Below are 20565 nucleotides of genomic sequence, written 5' to 3'. Positions count from 1 at the left end.
AACATTAGAAATGAGCATTTTCAATCGAAAGACAAAAAAGAAACATATTGAACAATTCGGGCTTAAAATAGCTGAATTGTTGGAATCGGAAATGCCTCAAATCAAAACTGCAGTAGGACTTTCTAAAATTTACGGAATTAGTTTTATGCACAAACCAAGAGGAATTTATATTTCACGAGGTTACAACCCGAAAAATTTTGAGATTATAAACAGAAATCACAAAACCTGTTTTAATCTGACTGGACTTTCAGTTTGGAACAAAAAAGAAAATCTCTTCCAGCCGATTAAATTATATTATCAATCTGATGGACTGACCAAAATTGAAATAGATAATCCAGAGTATTTTCATAAAACATTTGATTTGAACCAAATCCAGAAAAACCAAATAGAACTGGAGCATCTGAAAATGGAAAACCCTGACCAAAAGACAGCGGAAAAAATATTAAAATCACTAACCAAAGAGCAAATTGAACTTTTGGAATTGGACTACACATTCGAAATTGAATTTGACGAAAAACTATTCTACACAATTTTGGATATGGAAGATGGAAATTACATCGCTGTAGATAAAAAAGGAAAAGTATATCGACTAAATCACGACCAAGAAGAAATGGTTAAACTAATAGCCGACAAACCAACGGACTTCTTTAAAATTTACGAGGGAGAAAAAAGCGAACTGGAAAAGATAATGGATGAATAAAAACATTGCCTAACAGTTTGTATATTGCATATGCCGCCTTCGGCAGGCAAACGCAACATACGAGGGACGTTGTAAAACATTTAAGAAAAACTAATGAAAAAAAAATCTATCATTCTATTATTGATTGTAACATCAATGACATCTATTCAAAATATAAATGCACAATCTTCTGAAAAAGAAATTGTAACCGAATTTTTTCGACAATTTAATGACGAACCAATGAAAGCAATTGATTATGCGTTTTCGACTAATAAATGGATGGAAAGAAACGTAGATGGAGTGGAAAGTTTAAAGACTAAATTTAAAGACATACTTCCTTTAATTGGTGACTATTATGGTTATGAATTAATAACAGAAAAAAGCATTGGCGAAAATTTGAAATTACTAAGTTATTTGCTCAAATACGACAGACAACCTCTGCGCTTCACCTTTGTTCTATATAGACCCAATAAGGTATGGCAACTTCAAAATTTAAATTGGGATGTTAATCTGGATGACGAATTAGAAGAGTCTGCAAAACAGAATAGGAATTAAAAAACGTTTTACAACAATGTTTAAACGCAATAATGGCTGAATTTCCTAATCGGAAATTCATTCCTTTTTAATAAATTGGTTGCGTCAGTAATGGGAAAGTGCGCAAGTACTTTCCCATTACTGACGCTTACACAGAACCGTTGTACAACATTTCCCGAAAACGCAAAATGACACCTGAAATAGCTAAAAAAATCGGAATTAAAAAAGCCATACAATCTGCAACGATTGGAATTTTAATTGCGTTTCTGTTTATGATGTTACTTGCTGGTGGAAATCCACAATGGATGGTCGCATGGAATTACTGGATAAATATCATTATCGGAATTGGAATATTTTACGGACTTGCATATTGGTTCGGAAAAAATGCTGGATATGAAATACTGATAAAGAAAAAAGATTCTGACAAAGTAGGAGCAAAATACGGATTTCTGACCCTGATAATAACTGCTTTCCTTGTTGGTTGGACAGGATTTATGCAAGAAGGAATGGAACCTTATGACACTTTTTGGGACTCGTTTGAGGATTATATTTTCAAACCATTCTTTTGGATAACATTAATTGGACTTTTACCCGCGATTTTAGTTGGAATCTTATTTGGTAAGTGGATTAAAAAAAGTAAAGAATAAATGGAATTCGAAATTAAGAGAACTATTACGATAGAATATTCGGATGATAATTTAAAAGTAGATTTAAATAATCTCGAAAAATATATTTCAGAAAGCCTAGAAGGAAAAGACTATGGAACTTCTGTGGTCAAATACTTTTGGGGTTTTGAGTTGTTCAAATTTGATGGAGATTTTGCTCAATTTTTCAGAAACGATGTCGAAAGCTGGAAACATTCAGTAAAATGGTTTGTGACAAATTCAAACTTTGACTGGAATATAATTCAAGGATTAAGTGAATTGGAGACAATTGAACTGATTAAAAAAGAAATGTTAGTTTCTATTGAGCGTATTGAAAAAATGAAAAGAAAACCTAAAGATTTTGATTATAAAAGTTTTAAAAAGGATTTAGATAAAATTCTAACTGAATATATTAATAAAAACTTTAGACGTGTATAATTCATTGCTAGTACTCGCCTACTTACGAAAATCCTCGCGGATTTTCTATACGGTTTGTATTTGCTAATTTAGTTGCTGAAACACGCAACGAAATCATACACAAAACCGTTGCCATTAATTAAGAAATGCCAGTAATAAAAATACTTGAATATAAATTAAAGGGTGAGCGAAACATCTCATCGCGAATACCATTAATAATTGGTGATAGGCTGTACGTTGCGTTTAATTTCGACAAAAAAGGTTTTGTAGCAGGTAAAGTAATGTGTCTTGATAAAAATAATTTTTCCATATTTTGGGAATATGACTATCCATTCATAATTAACAACCTCTTACTTAAGAACAAAAATAGTCTTTTGGTCTGTTGTATGGATGGGAAACTTATTGACCTAAACACTAATAATGGCAGTGTAATATCCGCTTACAACTTAGAAATAGATAGATGTGGTCAATCCTCGTCGATTGTAGAAAATCATATAGTAGTGGGTGGTGTGCAAAGAACTACTTTGACAAATTGCTTTGATTTAACCACAAAATCCCTAAAATGGTCTTATAATAATGGAGGTCATTCTTTTGCCCCATTAATAAAAAATGATAGGGTTATTCAATGTACAGAAAACAAAATTAGAAGTCTTGATTTAAATTCTGGGAAATTAATTTGGGAAGCCAAAGAAAAGAATGCATATTTTTTTAACCCAATTTCAATTCACGAAATGATTGTTGTAGGAGGTTACGGCTTCATATATATTTATGACTTTAATAATGGAAAATTATTGCACAAAATAAAGACTGGTATAGAGAAATCAATCAGGTCAATAATAGCGGAAAATGACAAATTATACTTTGGCGAAAGCTCTGGTTTATTTTACGCATATGAAATAACGCAAAAGAAGAATCTATTTGGTAGACTCAAATTAAATTCCAAAAAACTTTGGCATTATAAATCCAATGGTAGCATTGAAAGTATTCCCGCCATTAATGGAAATTCTGTCCTTTTTATAAATGACTACAATAAACTAATCTGTCTGGATAAAAAAAATGGATCTGAAAATTGGAAATTTAATACTAAAGGAGAAGCAGGAATTTCAGGTATAGCAATTGACGGAGAAGATATTTACGTTTCAGTAAGTAAAGGATATATATACAAACTCAATGAAAAATAACTAATGGCAACATTGGCTATAAGTAATTGCTTGTTCTCGCCTACTTCTAAAAATCCGCGAGGATTTTCAGTTTGGTGTGTACTTGCAAAGCTAAGTGCTAAACCATGCAACTACTCATAGCCGAGACCGTTGGCAATAAAATTGGCCCCTTGAAATTGTATAGAAAGGATACTGGTGTCAAAAAATCGAATATTCGCCCTAAATTCTGTAAATGTTCTACCAAACTATTCTAAATAATCTATTACTCTCAGCAATTCCTTCTTAACAATTAAAATCTGTGTAGATTGTATATATTTAAAGTTAGATATAGTAGTGATGACAAAAAGAACTGAAAAAGATGAAGCAATTTCCAACAAAAACTGAAAGACATTATTATCAAGTAAATTTGTATGAAAAAATTGCAAGCCACCTTCAGGATTTGGGATTTGATTTAGATAACGTTAAGAGAGAGGACATTGCTACTGTTGATGAATTTCATGTTAGAGGAGCACAAGTGTCCAAAGAACTCGCTGAAACAGTTGAAATTAGAGGTTCTAAGGTTTTGGATGTTGGGTGTGGAATTGGAGGTCCCTGTAGAATGCTAGCGGACGAATATGGGTGTGATGTAACTGGTATTGATCTAAGCGAAGAATATACTAGAACTGCTAGTAAATTATCTGAATTAGTGGGGCTTTCTTCAAAGATAAAATTTATTCATGGTGATGCGACAAATCTACCGTTTGAAGAGATGGTTTTCGATGTAGTTTGGACGCAACATGTTCAAATGAATATTAATGACAAATTGAAATTTTACTCTGAAATAGAAAGAGTTCTAGTCGATAAGGGAGTTTTCTTATACTATGATATACTCAAAACAGGTAATGAAAATATTAATTACCCTGTTCCTTGGGCAGATGAACAACAAATTAGTTTTTTAGCCACGGAGAACGAAATTGAAAAAATTCTTAGAGACCTAAATCTCAAAAAAATAAAAGTAAAAGACCAAACTCATAATGGAATTTTGTTCTTTGAAAAAATGATTGATCGAATACAGAAATTTGGACCTCCAAAAATTGGATTAAATCTATTAATGGGAGAATCTACTCAAACAAAAATTGTGAATTTACTTAGTGGTTTAAAAGAGGGTAAATTGATGCTGCAAAGTGGCGTCTATAAAAAAGTATGAAGCCCATAACAATGTGCAAAATGTTAATAGACTGCATTTGCACGAGGCGTTGTGCGTTATAAGGGTAAGATCAATATGAATAAAAGACAGTTTCACAAAAAAACAATGATTATAAATATTTTCATATTTCTGTGTATTACCTTGTTTTCATGCGAGAAAGCCAATAAAGAGACAACTAAAACAAAAGCTGATACCCAAAATCAGATTGGAGTAACAGACTCTATCTTTCGATTCAATGACGGAATTATTTCAATACTTGAAGATAGTAAAGGTGCCTTTTGGATAGGTAGCAAAGAAAATGGTCTATGTAAATATAACGGTAAAACATACACTTACTTCACTACTAAAGATGGATTACCAAATACTTCAATTCCGTATATTCAAGAAGATGAACTTCAAAATATTTGGTTAGATAATGGAAAAAAGATTACGAGATTCGATGGAAATGAATTTAGAGTATTTGACAAAAAGTACATTCCTACAATTGATATTAACAAAAGCCCAATCATAGTCTCGAAAAGTGACTTGTGGTTCAGAGACTATAGCAAAGTAGGAGTTTATCGATATGACGGAAACGATTTGTCTTTTATTTCTTTTGAAAACCCTCCATTAAACTTAACAGCAAATAATTCTCATTTCTTTGTATCGGGGATTACGGATATTGTAGATAGTCAAATATGGTTTGGTACTTTGATGCAAGGAGCTGTTGGATTCAATGGAAAAGAATTTGATAAAATAGTCGATCAATCATTGAATTTTGATTCAGATAAAGAGTTTTTACATATTCGTAGTATGCTGTTAGATTCAAAAGGTAACCTATGGATAGGAAATAATGGAATTGGTGTAATTCTAAAAAAGGGGGATTCTTTAATACATTTCTCAAAAGAACAAGGAAAACTAATCCCAATGAATGAATTTGAAGCAAATACAAATAAGAAACAATTTGCTAATAATAAAGGATTACAATCTGTTTTTGCAATTGAAGAAGACAATGAAGGAAATATATGGTTTGGAGATAGAGACTCTGGTGCATGGAAATATGATGGAAGGAATTTGTATAACTATAAAAGTATATATCACAAAGAAGATATGAGTGAATTAATTTGGGATATTTATAGTGATCGTAATGGAAATTTATATTTTATATTAGTCAATGGAGAAGTTTTTACCTTTAACGGAAATTCGTTTGAGAGGTTTGAAGGCTTTTAAAAGTGATATCAAAAATTAACGACGCACAACAAAGTGCAGAATGTCGATAGTCGCTAAACGCGCCTACCGCGTCCGCACGGAGCGTTGTGCCTAATTAAAACCAAAATTACGGAATGAAAGAAATTAATCAGATTCATTTTTTGCTACTGCTCTTATCATTCTTCTTATTTGCTTGCCAAAATCAATCAGAAAAACAAAATATTAAAACGCTTTTCGGAACAAATATCTCTGAAGAAAAAGTTGGTAAATTCATTGATAAAGAGATGGAATCGTTAAATATTTCAGCACTCTCTATTGCAATAATTAACGAAGGAAAAGTAGTTTATCATCAAGTAAAAGGTTTCGCTGATAAAGAAAAACAGATTTTAGCCGACGACAATTCAATATTTGAAGGAGCTTCCATATCAAAATCGGTTTTTGGTTTTTTTGCAATGACTTTCGTTGAAGATGGAATACTTAATTTAGACAAACCACTTTACGAATATTTACCAAATCCAGATATCGATAACGATGAAAGATATAAAAAAATAACAGCCAGAATTGTACTTTCTCATCGCTCTGGATTTCCCAATTGGCGTACTGATTATCCTGACAAAAAACTCTTCATTCAATTTGAACCTGGAACGGATTATCATTATTCTGGAGAAGGCTATCAATATTTAGCGGAAGTTTTAAAACATCTTTTAAATACTAATTGGGCAGGATTAGAGGAAGAATTTCAAAAGAGAGTAGCAATTCCATTCAAAATGGAACACACTAAGTTTATACAGGATTATTACATCAAAAAACACAAAGTCCAACCTTATGATATTAAAGGGATTTGGATTGATAAATATGCCTCTGACATATGGCGTAGTTACGACTCTATATTTGTTGCACCCACAACAATTCATTCAGAAGCGGTTGACTTTTCTAAATGGATGATTGCCATGATGAATGAAAAAGGGTTGTCTGAGAATGGATTTAAAGAACTTTATAAGCCACATTCAGAAATTGCATCAGGACTTCTAAGGCAAGATTATACATTGGGATTTATAAAATTATCCATTCTAAATATTAGCGAGCTCTTTACTCATAGTGGTAATAACGATGGTTTCTCTACATATTTTGCGTTGGATAAAGACAAAAAGTGGGGTTTTGTTGTGTTTACTAACTCTTCTAGACTTGGCGACCAGTTTGCACAAAACCTAACATATAATTTGTTATTATCAGGAACTATTGGAAAACAAATTGCCATTGGACTTGTTTTAGTTTTTGCAATATTACTATTAATTACAAATCTAATTTTTGTGCTTTTCAAAAAATCACCTTTGTATAAAATTAAAAAAATCAATTTTAGAATTGGATTAATCGCATTCTTTTGTTCTACTTCGTCATTAATTTTAATGCTTACTATAAACTATAGAATTGCAAAATATTTATACTTATTAGCAATGTTAACTGTTTTGCTTTTAGGTTTTAAAACATTGAGAATGATTGTAAAATATTGGAGAGAGGAAAATAACAAAAAGATAGATTTAGTTTTTCAAGCGGTTTTTCTTTTGGGAGTTATGATTTCAGGGATTGCAGTTGGAATTTTACAATAAATAACTAGGCACAAAAACGGTAGTCGTTTCACAAGCCAATAATTTGCAAAAATCTTTCTTATTTTAAGCCCCACTAAAGGTCTTTTTGAATACATTGGTCTTAATGGGAAGCCATATTTAGTGGCTTTAAATAGAGCCAAAAAAAGCCCTGAAGCCCTGATTTTATAATTTGCACAAAGTGGAGGCTTCTCGCCCCACTTTGTACTTTATTTTGAGTGAATTTCAAGTATTTTTTGAGACTTGCCCTGAGCATTTTGTCGAAGGGTTATAAGCAGTAGCAGATTGTTGCATGCATTTATTCACCTGTCTAATTCCAATATGGTCGCTACTCCCGTAAAAACCGTTGGTGAGTGGGTAGAGTAAATCAAGACCGATAGTTTCTTTCAGACGACGGTAAAAGTTGTTTGGAGGGATGCGCTCACTTAACTTAAAATCAGTAAACAGCTTTTCTTGGTATTTCTTACTTCGGTAAACTCAGCACAAGTCTTGCCTTGCATACCTAAAAATACGATTTTTCCTATCTTTAGGCAATAGTTGTGCAACAGGCACAACGTGTATAGTCAATTGCTGGTTTGTGTTCTATTTATTAACTTAGACCTTGCCAATGCAACTGAACCATACGCAAATACGTTGTACGCAAGCTAAAGACAAAACCCATAAGAGCAAAGAGTACTATCGCACACATTCCTCTTTTGAGCAGACCCAACAAAAGAAATTCCTTTTTCTGTGTTACCAAATCAGCGTTTTGTGTAAGCGTAATAAAATCAAGTAATATACATTTGAGACGAGTTTTAAAAATAATTAACTTGACAAGTAATGTCTGTATATAAAATAGGTTCAATAAGTCATTTGCATAGTTTGCTAGGGTTGCCAAAGCCCCAGCATCCGCTTATTTCATTAGTAGATGTATCTAAAACCCAAGTAACGGAAGAACAAGTAAACACAAAAGTAATTTATGACTTCTATATGGTGTCGCTGAAGGACCAAAGCTGCGGTATAGAGTATGGCAGAAATTCTTTTGACTTTGATGAAGGGGTAATGATCTTTACCGCTCCTGGTCAGTTGTACACCTTTACCAAACCTTATAAACCCGGAGAAATCAAAGGCTGGATGCTTTTTTTTCACCCAGATTTGATACGCAACTCACACTTAAGTAGTCAAATTGATGACTACTCGTTTTTCAATTATGATGTGATTGAAGCACTGCATTTATCGGAAGACGAAGAAAGAACCATGAATACGACTGTTAATCAAATAAAAAACGAGTACCAGCAGCGCATTGATAATCACAGCCAGCGAGTGATTGTTTCCAATATCGAACTACTTCTAAATTATAGCCTCAGGTACTACGAAAGGCAATTCAATACCCGTGTAAGTCAGAGCAGAGATGTAATTGTAGTATTCGAAAGAGCGCTTAAAGAATATTTTCGATCTCCAAAAATCCTTGATTTAGGAATGCCCAGTATTCAATACTTTGCTGAAATCGCTCATCTATCACCTCATTATTTCAGTGACCTTGTTAAGAAAGAAACAGGTAGAACACCCAAAGATCATATCAATGATTATGTTATTGAGCTGGCAAAAAACAGATTATTGTCATCTGATCATTCGGTTAGTGAAATAGCCTATGAATTGGGCTTTAACTATCCTCATTATTTTACCCGATTATTCAAGTCTAAAACCGGGCATACACCTGTTGAATACCGCAATCTGAATTGATTCTGCATTTTGTGTTAGTACTCCCGCATTTAGTGCAAGTTCAAACCAGCCAATCGCCACAACTTTGTATTGTAATTAAAATTTAATCTCAATACAATGACAGCACAAGAAGCTTATAACCAATTAGACCCAAAGCACTGGGCAAAAACATCAATTAGAGAAAAATTATCCTTACTGAAGAAAATTCAACAAAACTTAAAAACGCATGCGAATTCACTTGGGGAAACAGACGCAATGATGAAAAACGACCTGATAGGTCAAAATGCAGTAAGTAAAGCAGAAGGAATGGGTGGTACGGTAATGCCCATGGCCAATACGCTCATGGGAATCACTAAACTGTTTGAGAGTCTCCTAAAAGGGAAAATGCCTCAACCCATTTCTATTAAGGAAATCGATAATAATCTATTTGAAGCCCATGTGTTTCCAATACATTCAAAAGACAAGTTGGCAGCAGGAAAACAAAAGGGATACCTACATATTGAGGGAAAGCCCACTCAAATAAACCCCCTGGACAAACCTGCTGGAGTAATAGCCATCTCCGGTGCTGGAAATTACAGTTCTTCCATTGAAATGGCAATGGCACTTTTTTTAGAAAACAAGGCCGTTGTGCATAAACCCCATCAATTGAATGAAGCAACTGATGTGATTTGGGAAAAAGTCTTCGCACCGCTAATTGAGTGCAGAGCCCTTGCTTTTTGTGATGCTGACCAGGGCAGGGCACTGTCTCAGCTTGAGGGTCTGCATTCCATCTATTTCACTGGTTCTACAGAAGTGGCGCACGCCATTCAAAATGCAGCAAAAGCTCCTTTGGTTGCCGAATGTGGTGGTAACAATCCTTGCATCATTGTACCCGGTAAATGGTCAGAAAAAGACATAAAAAGGCAGGCTATTCAAATAGTTTCAGCGGGTAAACTGAATGGAGGTGCCATCTGCGGAAGACCTCAAACCATTATTACTTCAAAAAACTGGGATCAACGAGAACAATTCCTAAACGAACTGCGTATAGCAATTTCCGAAGAAACATTTGCCTGCTGTTCGTATTACCCAGGTGTGGAACAAACCAGTGAAGCATTTCTTCAGCATCAACCTTCGGCTGAAATCTTAAAGCCCGAAAATGCGAAGTATAACAAAAGCGACTATGTGCTTATTCCTAACCTTTCCGAAGCTGATTTTGCCATCAAGAACGAAGCATTCTGTCAAATATTCGGTGAGATTCCTTTAGACACTTCCACAGATACCGATGATTTCTTCACCAAGGCAACTGACTTTTGTAACAACAAATTACTTGGTTCCTTGGGCTGTATGATATTAGTAGACAACAATACGTTTAAGGCTAACGAAGCAAGAGTTCATCAGGCAATACGAGAGCTCGATTACGGAGGTATTGCTGTTAATGATATTCCACCCAATATCTGGCTAAATGGCTATTTAACCTGGGGAGGCTGTGGAGAGACAATTGCTGATTTTATCTCTGGTGTGGGAAATTTTGGAAATCCGTTGAACTTCGAAAATGTCAAAAAATCTGTCCTGATCAATGATTTTAATGCCACCAGTTTTGAATTAACGAATAGAAAGCGGGTAGAGCATTTGGTTGAAAATGTGGCTTATTTCAATACCGACCAAAGCTGGGGACATTTTTTGAAGTTGGCAGGACAAATGACAATTGACAACCTAAAGGGAAAAGACTTTTAATTAAAAATCACAATAACATGAATAAGACAATATTAATCACAGGATGCAGCACCGGAATAGGTCGTGTAACTGCAAAATACTTTCAGAAAAAAGGATGGAACGTAGCTGCTACTGTCCGCTTAAACCCTGAGCAAGACACTGAATTAAAGGCATTGGAGAATGTATTTGTCGTAGCATTGGATGTTACCAAAGAAGATACTATTAAAGATGCTGTAACAAAAACGGTTGAGCGGTTTGGGAAAATTGATGTTTTGCTAAACAATGCGGGTTATGGTTCTTACGGTATTTTAGAAGCTACTCCCAAAAATGCAATCCGAATGCAGTTTGATGTCAATGTAATTGGGACTTTGTTGGTTTCTAAGAATGTCATTCCACATATGCGTAAAGCAGGAGAAGGAACAATCATCAATATTTCTTCAATGGGTGGTAAGATAACTTTTCCGTTGGGTACGCTTTATCACGGTTCTAAGTTTGCAGTTGAAGGGTTATCAGAAGCTTTGTCTTTTGAATTAGAAGCCATTGGTATTAAAGTGAAAATGATTGAGCCAGGTATGATTAACACCAATTTTGAAGATACGTTAATACAGGGCTTGAACATAGACCAAAGCATGACAGAGTATGGTGAATTTCTTCAAAAGGCCATGAAAGGTATGCAACAGTCAGGAAGTAACAGTTCTGAACCTATAATTGTTGCTGAAAAGATATTTGAAGCTGCTACCGATAGTAAAAACCAATTGAGGTATATCGTGGGTCCAGACGCTGAACAGCTTATCGCAGCGAGAAAACAAATGGATGACACAGCATATATGGCCTTGATGAAGCAACAAATGGGATTGTAGTTAAGAATCAATATGAAGTGTGTTGTTCATAGCCAAAACTGTTGAGTATATTTTAAAAGAGATTACTTAAAATAATTATGATTGTAACCAAAGGCATAAATTTTAGTAGCTTGGTCACTTGGACTGGACACCATGTCTTATGGTTGTTGTCTTTAATGGCTACCATTGCTTCTTTATATTACTTGGAAATTATTTCACTAAACATTCCCTGGCTACCTGTTTCTGTTATTGGTACAGCAGTGGCATTTTATGTAGGTTTTAAAAATAATCAGGCTTACGATAGAATGTGGGAGGCTCGCAAAATTTGGGGTGGGATCGTCAATGACAGTCGTACTTGGGGAATGATGGTGGATGGATACGTAACCAACCTTTTCAAAGAAAAGAAGGTAAGTGAATCGGAAATCCAACAAATTAAAAAACGATTAATATACAGGCACATCGCTTGGCTTTATGCCCATAGAAGTCAACTTTTGGTTGCCACAGCTTGGGAGCATATCAGTCAAGGTGGGCATACTACAAGAACCGCTAAAATGTATCAGAAAAAATTCGGTGTAGGGCTGTTGGACGATGAAATCACAAGAACGGAGCTTAAATTATTTTTAACCACCGAAGAACACGACAGGCTAATTTCCAAGGTCAACACGGCAACTCAAATAATTAATGAACAATCAAGAGACTTAGTCAAGCTAAGAGCGCAAGATTTTATAGACGACTTTCGTCACATGGAAATGGGTAATATCCTTAGAAGTTTTTACGAACTGCAAGGCAAGAATGAGCGCATTAAAAAGTTCCCGTTACCACGTCAATATGCCAATATGAGTAGGTATTTTGTGGGAATATTCATTTTGCTTTTACCATTTAGTATGATACCAGAGTTGATGAAGTTGGGCGATTGGGGCATATGGCTTTCTATTCCAATTACTGCATTGATAGGTTGGGTATATGTTATGATGGAGGTAGTAGGCGATTACACAGAAAACCCATTTCAAGGTATGGCAAATGATATTCCTATGATGTCCCTGTGTAGAGTAATCGAAATAGACCTTAGAGAAATGCTTGGCGAATCAGATTTGCCACCAAATGTAGAAGCAAAAAATGGGGTGTTGATGTAGATTTGTCCTCGCTATCAAAGTACATTGCAATCCTCGTTCTTATGGTTGCAAAGAGCTTTCTCATCATCTCTAAGGCTAATCAGAATTAAAGAAGCCAGCATACAACATTGTATAAAAGCAATAGGGTTTTGGGAGTAATTTCTAGGCGTTTTTGTATCTAATAAAGTAAATTGCTTTCCGAACAGTTGGTGCGTTTTAATCCGCTAATGCTTTTTACTTGACCGTTATACACCATATTGACACGTCCTGAAATATGAAAGTATGAATCCAGAGAACAAACTTTTTGCAATAAAGTTGATCCACACGGCAATCTGGATTTTTTTTGTCTTTGTAATATTTTACGTTTTATATTCCGGAATAACTAATCGAGTTAATACTTTCACATGGGTTGGAATTGGATTAATCGTAAGCGAGGGAATTGTTTTGTTGATCTTCAAAATGTTCTGCCCTCTGACTATAATCGCCCGAAAATATTCTGATTCGACAAAAGATAATTTTGATATTTTCCTTCCGAATTGGTTAGCAAGACACAACAAACTTATTTTTACCTCGATATTTATTGCTGGAGTGGTGTTAGTTCTGGTCCGAGTTATCCAAAATTCCTGAATCTAAAAAAATACGGTGTAATACAACATGTATAATTCGTCAAGCGGAATCATTCGCTAGATAAATTTTACTACATTTAAACTTCAGGATAACCTGAAACTGTTAAGACAAGGTCAGTTTTACTCGCCGTCCAAAGTGCTTACCCAAACGCATCAACCCATTGGAAGCACAGCGATTGGCGCAAAACTAACCAAACCTTGCCGAAATCATACACAAACAAGTTAGACACAATATAAGCCAATCAATGAGCAAAAAGATTTTAACTATAATGATTTTAACTTCTATACTAAATTTATTCGGTTGCAAAGGGAAAAATGAACCCGAAAAAACAAAAGAAGATGCTGAATTTGAGCAGTTTCTTGAACAGACCAAAAATAGTATTGATGAATTCAAAAATCGCAAAATCTATAAGGAATTGACAGCTGGCATTTTGGACTCAATTTCTGATGACAAACTTGAACAAACAATTTTTGACAACATTTACGAGATTATCGGAGATGACTACGAAAATGAATTAAAAAATGTCAAAAAACTTTCGAAAGGACAGCAAGCCTTTTTCGCAACTTGGATAATCGAAGGAGAAGTCAATAATGGTGGATTTAACCAATTTTATTTTAATTCGAGTGGACAATATGCGGAAATGGCGGAAGTCGGATTTATGACAATTGGAGCTGAAAAGTTTGCGGAATTAACAAAACGAGCGAATAAAATCTATTCCGAAAACAAAAAGAGACTTGCGGAATTTGACGATGGAACTATGGAAAGTTTTAGCGAATCATATAAAGACAATCCTTTGAACGATTTGGACACGGAATTTTATAACCTTTATGATTCAGAGAAAATAGGAGAATTAAGAATAAAGTACATTAGAGAAAATAAAGACGAATTTATAACGGAGTAAACACAGTGGCTAACAATAGTAGTCGTTGCACAAGCCAATAAGTTGCAAAAATCTTTCTTATTTAAAATCCTATTAAAGGTCTTTTTGAATACATTGGCCTTAATGGGAAGCCCTATTTAGTGGCTTTAAATAGAGCCAAAAAAAGCCCTGAAGCCCTGATTTTATAATTTGAACAAAGTGGAGGCTTCTCATCCTGCTTTTCACCTTATTTTGAGTGAATTTTAAGTATTTCTTTAAGCCTGTCCTGAGCATTTTGTTGAAGGGTTATAAGTAATAGGGGATAGTTGCATGCACTTATTAGCCTGCCTAATTCCAATGGTTACTTCGATAAACTCAGCACAAGTCTTGCCTTTCATAACTAAAAATACGATTTTTCCTATCTTTAGGCAATAGTTGTGCAACAGGCACAACATGTATAAAACATAGCTAGTAAAGGCTTCCCGAGAGGTATGTGTTTATTGCAAAGACCGCCAAATTTTTAAATTTGGCTTTTAAGAATGATAAGTTAAAAACAAAATATAAAAATTCGCGTCTTTTTACACGCTACGTTTCATACACAAGACATTGCCCACAAGCTTGAAAAAAGACAACTCAAAAAATGAAAAACATTTTTTTAATAATATTATTTGTGTCATTAATTTCCAGTGCTCAGGAAAAAAGTAAGTATTATGTAGGACTTGAAGGTGTTTCCACAACTAAAGCTGTGTTTGCATACCCTTCAGTTGGAATAAATTTGAATAAAATCAAATTGCAAGCAGGAATACTGATTGGTTCAAGTTTTGTAAATAACGAAAGTGTCTTTGGAATAAAAAGCGACTTTTTATTTTTTCCAAATGAGTATAGAGATAATGAATTTAATTTTCACTTTATAAGTAGTATTAATTACTTCAAAAACTCAATATCTGTAGGAAATGCTGAAACTCAAACAAGTACTTTTCAGATTACATTTGGTTATGGGTTTGATTATCTAATTCTCAAAAATCTATCTTTAAAAAGTAACATAGGTTTAGGCTCTTTAGTTGAAATTAGAGAGTTTAATTTTGACACAAATTCACCTAAAAATAAATGGGGATTCGCTGGATTAATTTCATTAGGAGTAAATTATAGGCTATGAAAAAACTAATGTTCGTTTGTCTTTTAATCTTTATTTCTTGTGAAGATTTCTCTATCCTTGAAAAAGAACAAGAAAATGTATTTTTCTTTAAAAACAATGGAATTACACAAAATGAATTTTCTGGTGAATTATCAATTGCTACATTCAATATTAAATTTGGTTATTGTCAAACTTGCGACCCGTTTTCTACCGAAATAGGCGGAAGTTATGAGCAATTAGATCGGATAGCTGACTTAATAAATTCCTTAGATTTAGATATAGTTTCATTACAAGAGGTTGGTCTTGATTTAGACATAACAGTTGTACAAAATCAAGCAGAATATCTCGCACAAAAAACAAATATGAATTTTGCATATGGAGCGGCTAGATCTTTTCAAAATGGAAATAATCTTCTTATCAATGGTTATTGGGGAAATGCTATTTTATCAAAATATGAAATAATTGATTTAGAAAACCCAAGAATACGTTATATCGATTATTACAATCAAAATCGTGCTTTAAAAGCCACAATTAAATTAAATAACGAAACAGAAATTGTAATATTAAACTCGCATTTTGAATCTGGAAGTACTGATCAAGAAAAGAATAATCAAATAGATAGAATAAAAAGCTTCGTAAATCAAGAAAGTATACCGTATATATTTACTGGGGATTTAAACATTCCTTTTATTGGAGGAACTGATTTCATATCCAGATTAGATGAAGAGTTCAACAATAGTCTTGAAGAAATAAGCCAAACCGAAAGCGAAGCTATTTTGAACTCTGGTACATTTATTACTGGTTCAGTATTGGATTATATTTTTACAGATAAAAGTAATTTTGAAATACAGTCTGGAATGTTAGCACCAATCGAAAGTTGGGATATTTCTGACCATTATCTTTATTGGGTAAATCTGAACAAAATATAAGTAGAAAGCTAGTGGGCAACAACGGTAGTAGTTGCACAAGCCAATAATTTGCAAAAATCTTTCTTATTTTAAGCCCCACTAAAGGTCTTTTTGAATACATTGGTCTTAATGGAAAGCCATATTTAGTGGCTTTAAATAGAGCCAAAAAAAGCCCTGAAGCCCTGATTTTATAATTTGCACAAAGTGGAGGCTTCTCGCCCCACTTTGTACTTTATTTTGAGTGAATTTCAAGTATTTTTTCAAACTTGCCCTGAGCATTTTGTCGAAGGGTTATAAGCAATAGCGGATTGTTGCATGCATTTATTCACCTGTCTAATTTCAATATGGTCGCTACTTCCACAAAAACCTTTGGTGAGTGGGTAGAGAAAATTAAGATCGGTAGCTTCTTTCAGACGACGGTAAAAGTTGTTTGGAGGGATGCGCTCACTTAACTCAAAATCAGTAAACAGCTTTTCTTGGTATTTCTTACTTCGGTAAACTCAGCACAAGTCTTGCCTTGCATACCTAAAATACGATTTTTCCCATCTTTAAACAATAGTTGTGCAACAGGCACAAGGTATATAGTTCATTGCGTCTGAAATCCCCTTCGGAAATTCCTAGCTGCTGAACAATGGGTTCTTTCCTTTTTGCTATCTTAGTCTCAACGCATCAAAACCATTCACGAACACATTAGCACCAATTAAAATATGAGCCCGTACATTAATAGTTGATATTTCTATTACATGAATTTTATTAATGAAACGTAGACAATTATTAAAAATTTAGGAATTTGGATAACATACTGTTTTTTGACTATAATCATAAAAGTTCTATACTGCTTATATTCTTCTTCAATGCTCTAATCTTTTCAGTTTTGCTATTAATTAAAGGTATTAATCAAAATAGACAAGAGAGTAAATGGTTAGCCTTATTCCTATTCTTATGTAGCCTATATATTTGCCCATTTATGCTGGGCTATGCAGGATGGTATTCCATAAAAAGTTATAGAGAATTCTTATTTTTCGTGCCATTTCAACAGTTGCTGCTTATTGGTCCGGTAATCTACTTATACACACAAAGCCTATTAAATAGTGAATTTAAACTTCCAAGAAAAGCGGTTATCCACTTTATGCCAGCTGTATTCTATCTTTTGTACAGCTTAGTAGTTTTTATAGCTGATAAATGGATCTTAGAGGAATTTTATTTTTATGCAGATGGTAAAGATAAGGATTTAGATTTTTGGTATCAAATGGCAGGTCTGATCTCAATGCTATTCTACCTAGGACTGAGTCTAAGGTATTATTGGAATTATAGAAAGGTTTCAAATCAAGAAGTAAGCTATGCAGATGAAATATCATACAAGTGGGTTGAACGTTTTATGTTGGCGTTTGGTCTTATTCTTGTGCTTCGAGTACTGTTTTTTATCTTAAATCCTGAATGGGGTGAATTCGGCAGCAAATATTGGTATTATCTGTGTTTTTCAATACTCTTTCTGTATATAGCATTTACTGGATACACACACTCGGTAAGTAACCCTATCAAATTTCCATTTAATCAAATTCTTAATCGTCAAGAACCAGCCAAATTTGAAAGCAATGCAACGATTAATGAGGACGATATAGTTAAGGATGAACTTTGGTCTGTTAAGATAATCTCACTTTTTGATGAACATAAAGTTTATTCAGATCCAACTTTAACCTTAACTGCTGTTGCTCTCCGATTGAATACTAATCGCAATGTTGTTTCAAATGTTATCAACCAAAGATTTAAAATGAATTTCAATGATTTTGTAAACAACAAGCGTGTTGAAGCAGTCACACGAAAGTTAGAACAGGGTGATCATATCAAGAAAACAATGCTAGGAATTTCAATTGAATGTGGTTTTAATTCTAAAACCACATTCAACAGAGCCTTTAAAAAGTTTACAAAGATGACTCCTAAGCAGTATATAAGTAAAAATAACCTATAAAACTTGGTTCAAATGATCATATGAATCTCTTGTATCCAATGTTCACATTACTTTTGACCAAAAAAGTAAGTTATGCAAAAAATGATTACTGTGTTCGTTTTATTCCTTTCGATTTCGACATATGGACAACAACAACTGAGGTTAATCGATTCGATTGTCCAATCAAAGTTATTAGACAATGAGCCTGGCTTGTTCGTAGGAGTTGTCCAGAATGGTGAAATTATTTATGAGAAATACCAAGGTTTAGCCAGTCTACAACATCAAGTGAAAATCAATGAAAATTCGCGTTCCAATATAGCATCAACGGCAAAACAATTTACGGCCTTAATGATATTGGAGTTATCCTTAAAGAAAAAATTGAGTTTAGAAGACGACATTAGAAAGTACTTGCCTAAACTTTATCCCAATGTAAAGAATGAAATCAAAATTAGACATCTAATCAATCATTCGAGTGGAATAAGAGATTTTTATGACTTAATGAGCATTCAGCAAGATCCTTGGTGGAGAAGGGAAGGGCTTGATAACGATGATGCTATCGCATTACTCGAAAAACAACAAGATTTGGCTTTTACACCTGGATCTAGATATATGTATAGCAATTCTGGATATACATTACTCACCAAAATTATAACCGAAGTCACCGGTGAAAATTTTCATGATTACTCTGAAAACTTTTTCAAAGAATTGGGCATGAACAGTACAACATTTTTAAAAAACTATATGAAGCCTATCCCCAATCAAGCATTTCCTTACTCAGATTGGGGAGATGGAGTTTGGCAACAATATCCTATGATAACCAATTTGTATGGAGATGGATTTCTATTTACAACGTTGAAAGATCAGTTGATTTTTGAGCAAGCGATACAAAATGCTCAAATCGACAATAACATGCTACTAATTAAGAGTCAGAAACCAATACCTAATAGTGAGATTACGAGTTATGGATTTGGATTAGAAATGGAAAATAGATTAAACTATAAGTCTGTTCATCATTCTGGTGGTACAGGTTCTTATCATTCTCAAACGATAAGGTTTCCAGAAGAAAAATTATCGGTATTTGTAATGAGTAATAATAGCAATCTATGGAGTGGTGCTATTGCCGATGAAATAGCTAGCACTCTTCTCCCTAAAAAAGAAACTAAAGTTTCATATGATAAACAATTAGAAAGGATTTCGAATAAGTTACAAAAATCTCAACTGATTGGCCAATATTTATCTCCAGAAAACTACCTAATTAGGATTGAAGAAAAAGAAGGAAAGTTTACTTGGAGAAATGGTAATAACAACCCGATTGAACTTGTTCAAGAAGCACAAAATCTATATAGTATATCTTATGACAATAAAATTAAGATAGGATTTTTCAATGATGAAATGATTCTATTTTATCCTTCAGGAAAATCAAGTATATACTCAAAGATTCTAAATGAAGAAGTAACACTTACTGACATAGAAAGTTATATTGGCCAGTATTACAGCAATGAATTAGATGTGCAATTCACTATAAACTATTTGAATGAAAAACTATCTATTTCAATGCATGGTTGGGATGAAGCACAAGATTTAGAATTGCTAAATAAAAATGAGCTTTTAGTCTTTGACTACATCCTAAAAATAGAGCGCGATCAATTTAATAGAGTTAAAGGCATACTTCTAACAACAAATAGGATATTAAATAATAAATTCATCAAAAAAACTAACTTGCAGTTTCAGCCCAAAATTCTTACCGACAATGGTTCGATAAAGGTTACAACTATTCATTCAAAAGACGGGAATTCATCACAAATCCTATTAACAGAAAATTATCCTAATGGTAACGAGATTTGGTCACAACAGTTCGGCGGAAAAAGCTACGATAAGGCAAGCTCTATTATGGCAACAGATGACGGTTATGTTATAGTAGGTTCCACAAGTTCATACGGAAAAGGAAACTATGACATGTTTGTGGTTAAGACAGATAAAAAAGGAAAAAAAATATGGCAAAATGTATATGGAGATTTTTTCAATGAATATGGTTATGCTATTGAAAAAACAAATTTGGGCTATTTAGTAAAAGGAACCATTCAAGAATGCAGTTCAAACACAAAAGTATTGGATAGGACTTGTACAAAAAATGTATGGTTCGTTTATATTGATGAAAATGGAAACGAGCTTTCTAACCAAGTATTGGAAGAGATTAAATGATATGAAAGTTAATCAAATTGCCTATATTTTTCATTTTTTTAGTACAAGTTTTACATAGTCCAAAATCGCAGAACAAGATTTTTTTGAAATTACCGAATGAATAACTGGTGCTAACATGTTTTATGAAATC

Annotated in this window: 17 protein-coding genes; all 17 read left to right on the top strand. The window is 33.7% G+C overall.

Going from position 1 to position 20565, the window contains the following annotated elements:
• Positions 1–10: 10 nt before the first annotated feature.
• A complete protein-coding gene (locus WBG07_RS10255) occupies positions 11–700 on the top strand; it encodes a hypothetical protein (RefSeq protein WP_340200934.1) in 690 nt (229 codons plus the stop codon).
• A gap of 135 nt (positions 701–835) precedes the next feature.
• Entirely contained in the window at positions 836–1234 is a 399-nt protein-coding gene (locus WBG07_RS10250; protein WP_340200932.1) for a hypothetical protein, read from the top strand.
• A gap of 167 nt (positions 1235–1401) precedes the next feature.
• Positions 1402–1860, top strand: a complete 459-nt coding sequence (locus tag WBG07_RS10245; protein ID WP_340200931.1) for a hypothetical protein — start codon at positions 1402–1404, stop codon at positions 1858–1860.
• Positions 1861–2295, top strand: a complete 435-nt coding sequence (locus tag WBG07_RS10240) for a hypothetical protein (RefSeq protein ID WP_340200929.1) — start codon at positions 1861–1863, stop codon at positions 2293–2295.
• Positions 2296–2420: 125 nt separating this feature from the next.
• On the top strand, positions 2421–3455 hold the full coding sequence (locus WBG07_RS10235) for an outer membrane protein assembly factor BamB family protein (RefSeq protein WP_340200927.1): 1035 nt from the start codon (positions 2421–2423) through the stop codon (positions 3453–3455).
• A 337-nt stretch (positions 3456–3792) separates the two neighbouring features.
• The gene (locus WBG07_RS10230) at positions 3793–4620 is read left to right on the top strand and encodes a class I SAM-dependent methyltransferase (RefSeq protein WP_340200924.1); all 828 of its coding nucleotides are present in this window, start codon (positions 3793–3795) and stop codon (positions 4618–4620) included.
• Positions 4621–4725: 105 nt separating this feature from the next.
• Positions 4726–5829: a two-component regulator propeller domain-containing protein gene (locus tag WBG07_RS10225; RefSeq protein ID WP_340200922.1), complete on the top strand. Its 1104-nt coding sequence runs from the start codon at positions 4726–4728 to the stop codon at positions 5827–5829.
• A gap of 113 nt (positions 5830–5942) precedes the next feature.
• Positions 5943–7415: a serine hydrolase domain-containing protein gene (locus tag WBG07_RS10220; RefSeq protein WP_340200920.1), complete on the top strand. Its 1473-nt coding sequence runs from the start codon at positions 5943–5945 to the stop codon at positions 7413–7415.
• 816 nt (positions 7416–8231) lie between these two features.
• Positions 8232–9134 carry a helix-turn-helix domain-containing protein gene (locus WBG07_RS10215; RefSeq protein ID WP_340200918.1) on the top strand — a complete coding sequence of 301 codons (903 nt, stop codon included), beginning with the start codon at positions 8232–8234 and terminating at the stop codon, positions 9132–9134.
• Between the two features lie 96 nt (positions 9135–9230).
• A complete protein-coding gene (locus WBG07_RS10210; RefSeq protein ID WP_340200916.1) occupies positions 9231–10826 on the top strand; it encodes an aldehyde dehydrogenase family protein in 1596 nt (531 codons plus the stop codon).
• A gap of 17 nt (positions 10827–10843) precedes the next feature.
• Positions 10844–11665 carry an SDR family oxidoreductase gene (locus WBG07_RS10205; protein ID WP_340200914.1) on the top strand — a complete coding sequence of 274 codons (822 nt, stop codon included), beginning with the start codon at positions 10844–10846 and terminating at the stop codon, positions 11663–11665.
• A 77-nt stretch (positions 11666–11742) separates the two neighbouring features.
• On the top strand, positions 11743–12777 hold the full coding sequence (locus WBG07_RS10200; RefSeq protein ID WP_340200912.1) for a bestrophin family protein: 1035 nt from the start codon (positions 11743–11745) through the stop codon (positions 12775–12777).
• Positions 12778–13627: 850 nt separating this feature from the next.
• The gene (locus WBG07_RS10195; RefSeq protein WP_340200911.1) at positions 13628–14284 is read left to right on the top strand and encodes a DMP19 family protein; all 657 of its coding nucleotides are present in this window, start codon (positions 13628–13630) and stop codon (positions 14282–14284) included.
• A gap of 598 nt (positions 14285–14882) precedes the next feature.
• Positions 14883–15398: a hypothetical protein gene (locus WBG07_RS10190; RefSeq protein ID WP_340200909.1), complete on the top strand. Its 516-nt coding sequence runs from the start codon at positions 14883–14885 to the stop codon at positions 15396–15398.
• Positions 15395–16306: an endonuclease/exonuclease/phosphatase family protein gene (locus WBG07_RS10185; protein ID WP_340200907.1), complete on the top strand. Its 912-nt coding sequence runs from the start codon at positions 15395–15397 to the stop codon at positions 16304–16306. The genes WBG07_RS10190 and WBG07_RS10185 overlap by 4 nt, the downstream gene beginning before the upstream one ends.
• A gap of 853 nt (positions 16307–17159) precedes the next feature.
• Entirely contained in the window at positions 17160–18254 is a 1095-nt protein-coding gene (locus WBG07_RS10180; protein ID WP_340200906.1) for a helix-turn-helix domain-containing protein, read from the top strand.
• Between the two features lie 72 nt (positions 18255–18326).
• Positions 18327–20435 (top strand): serine hydrolase domain-containing protein, encoded by a 2109-nt coding sequence (locus tag WBG07_RS10175; RefSeq protein WP_340200904.1) that lies wholly within the window; start codon positions 18327–18329, stop codon positions 20433–20435.
• Positions 20436–20565 lie beyond the last annotated feature (130 nt).

It is taken from the genome of Ascidiimonas meishanensis, assembly GCF_037782385.1.
Taxonomy (GTDB): Bacteria; Bacteroidota; Bacteroidia; order Flavobacteriales; family Flavobacteriaceae; genus Ascidiimonas; species Ascidiimonas meishanensis.
The sequence above is the reverse complement of the archived record's forward strand: the minus strand, read 5'-3'. Positions and strand labels throughout refer to the sequence as shown.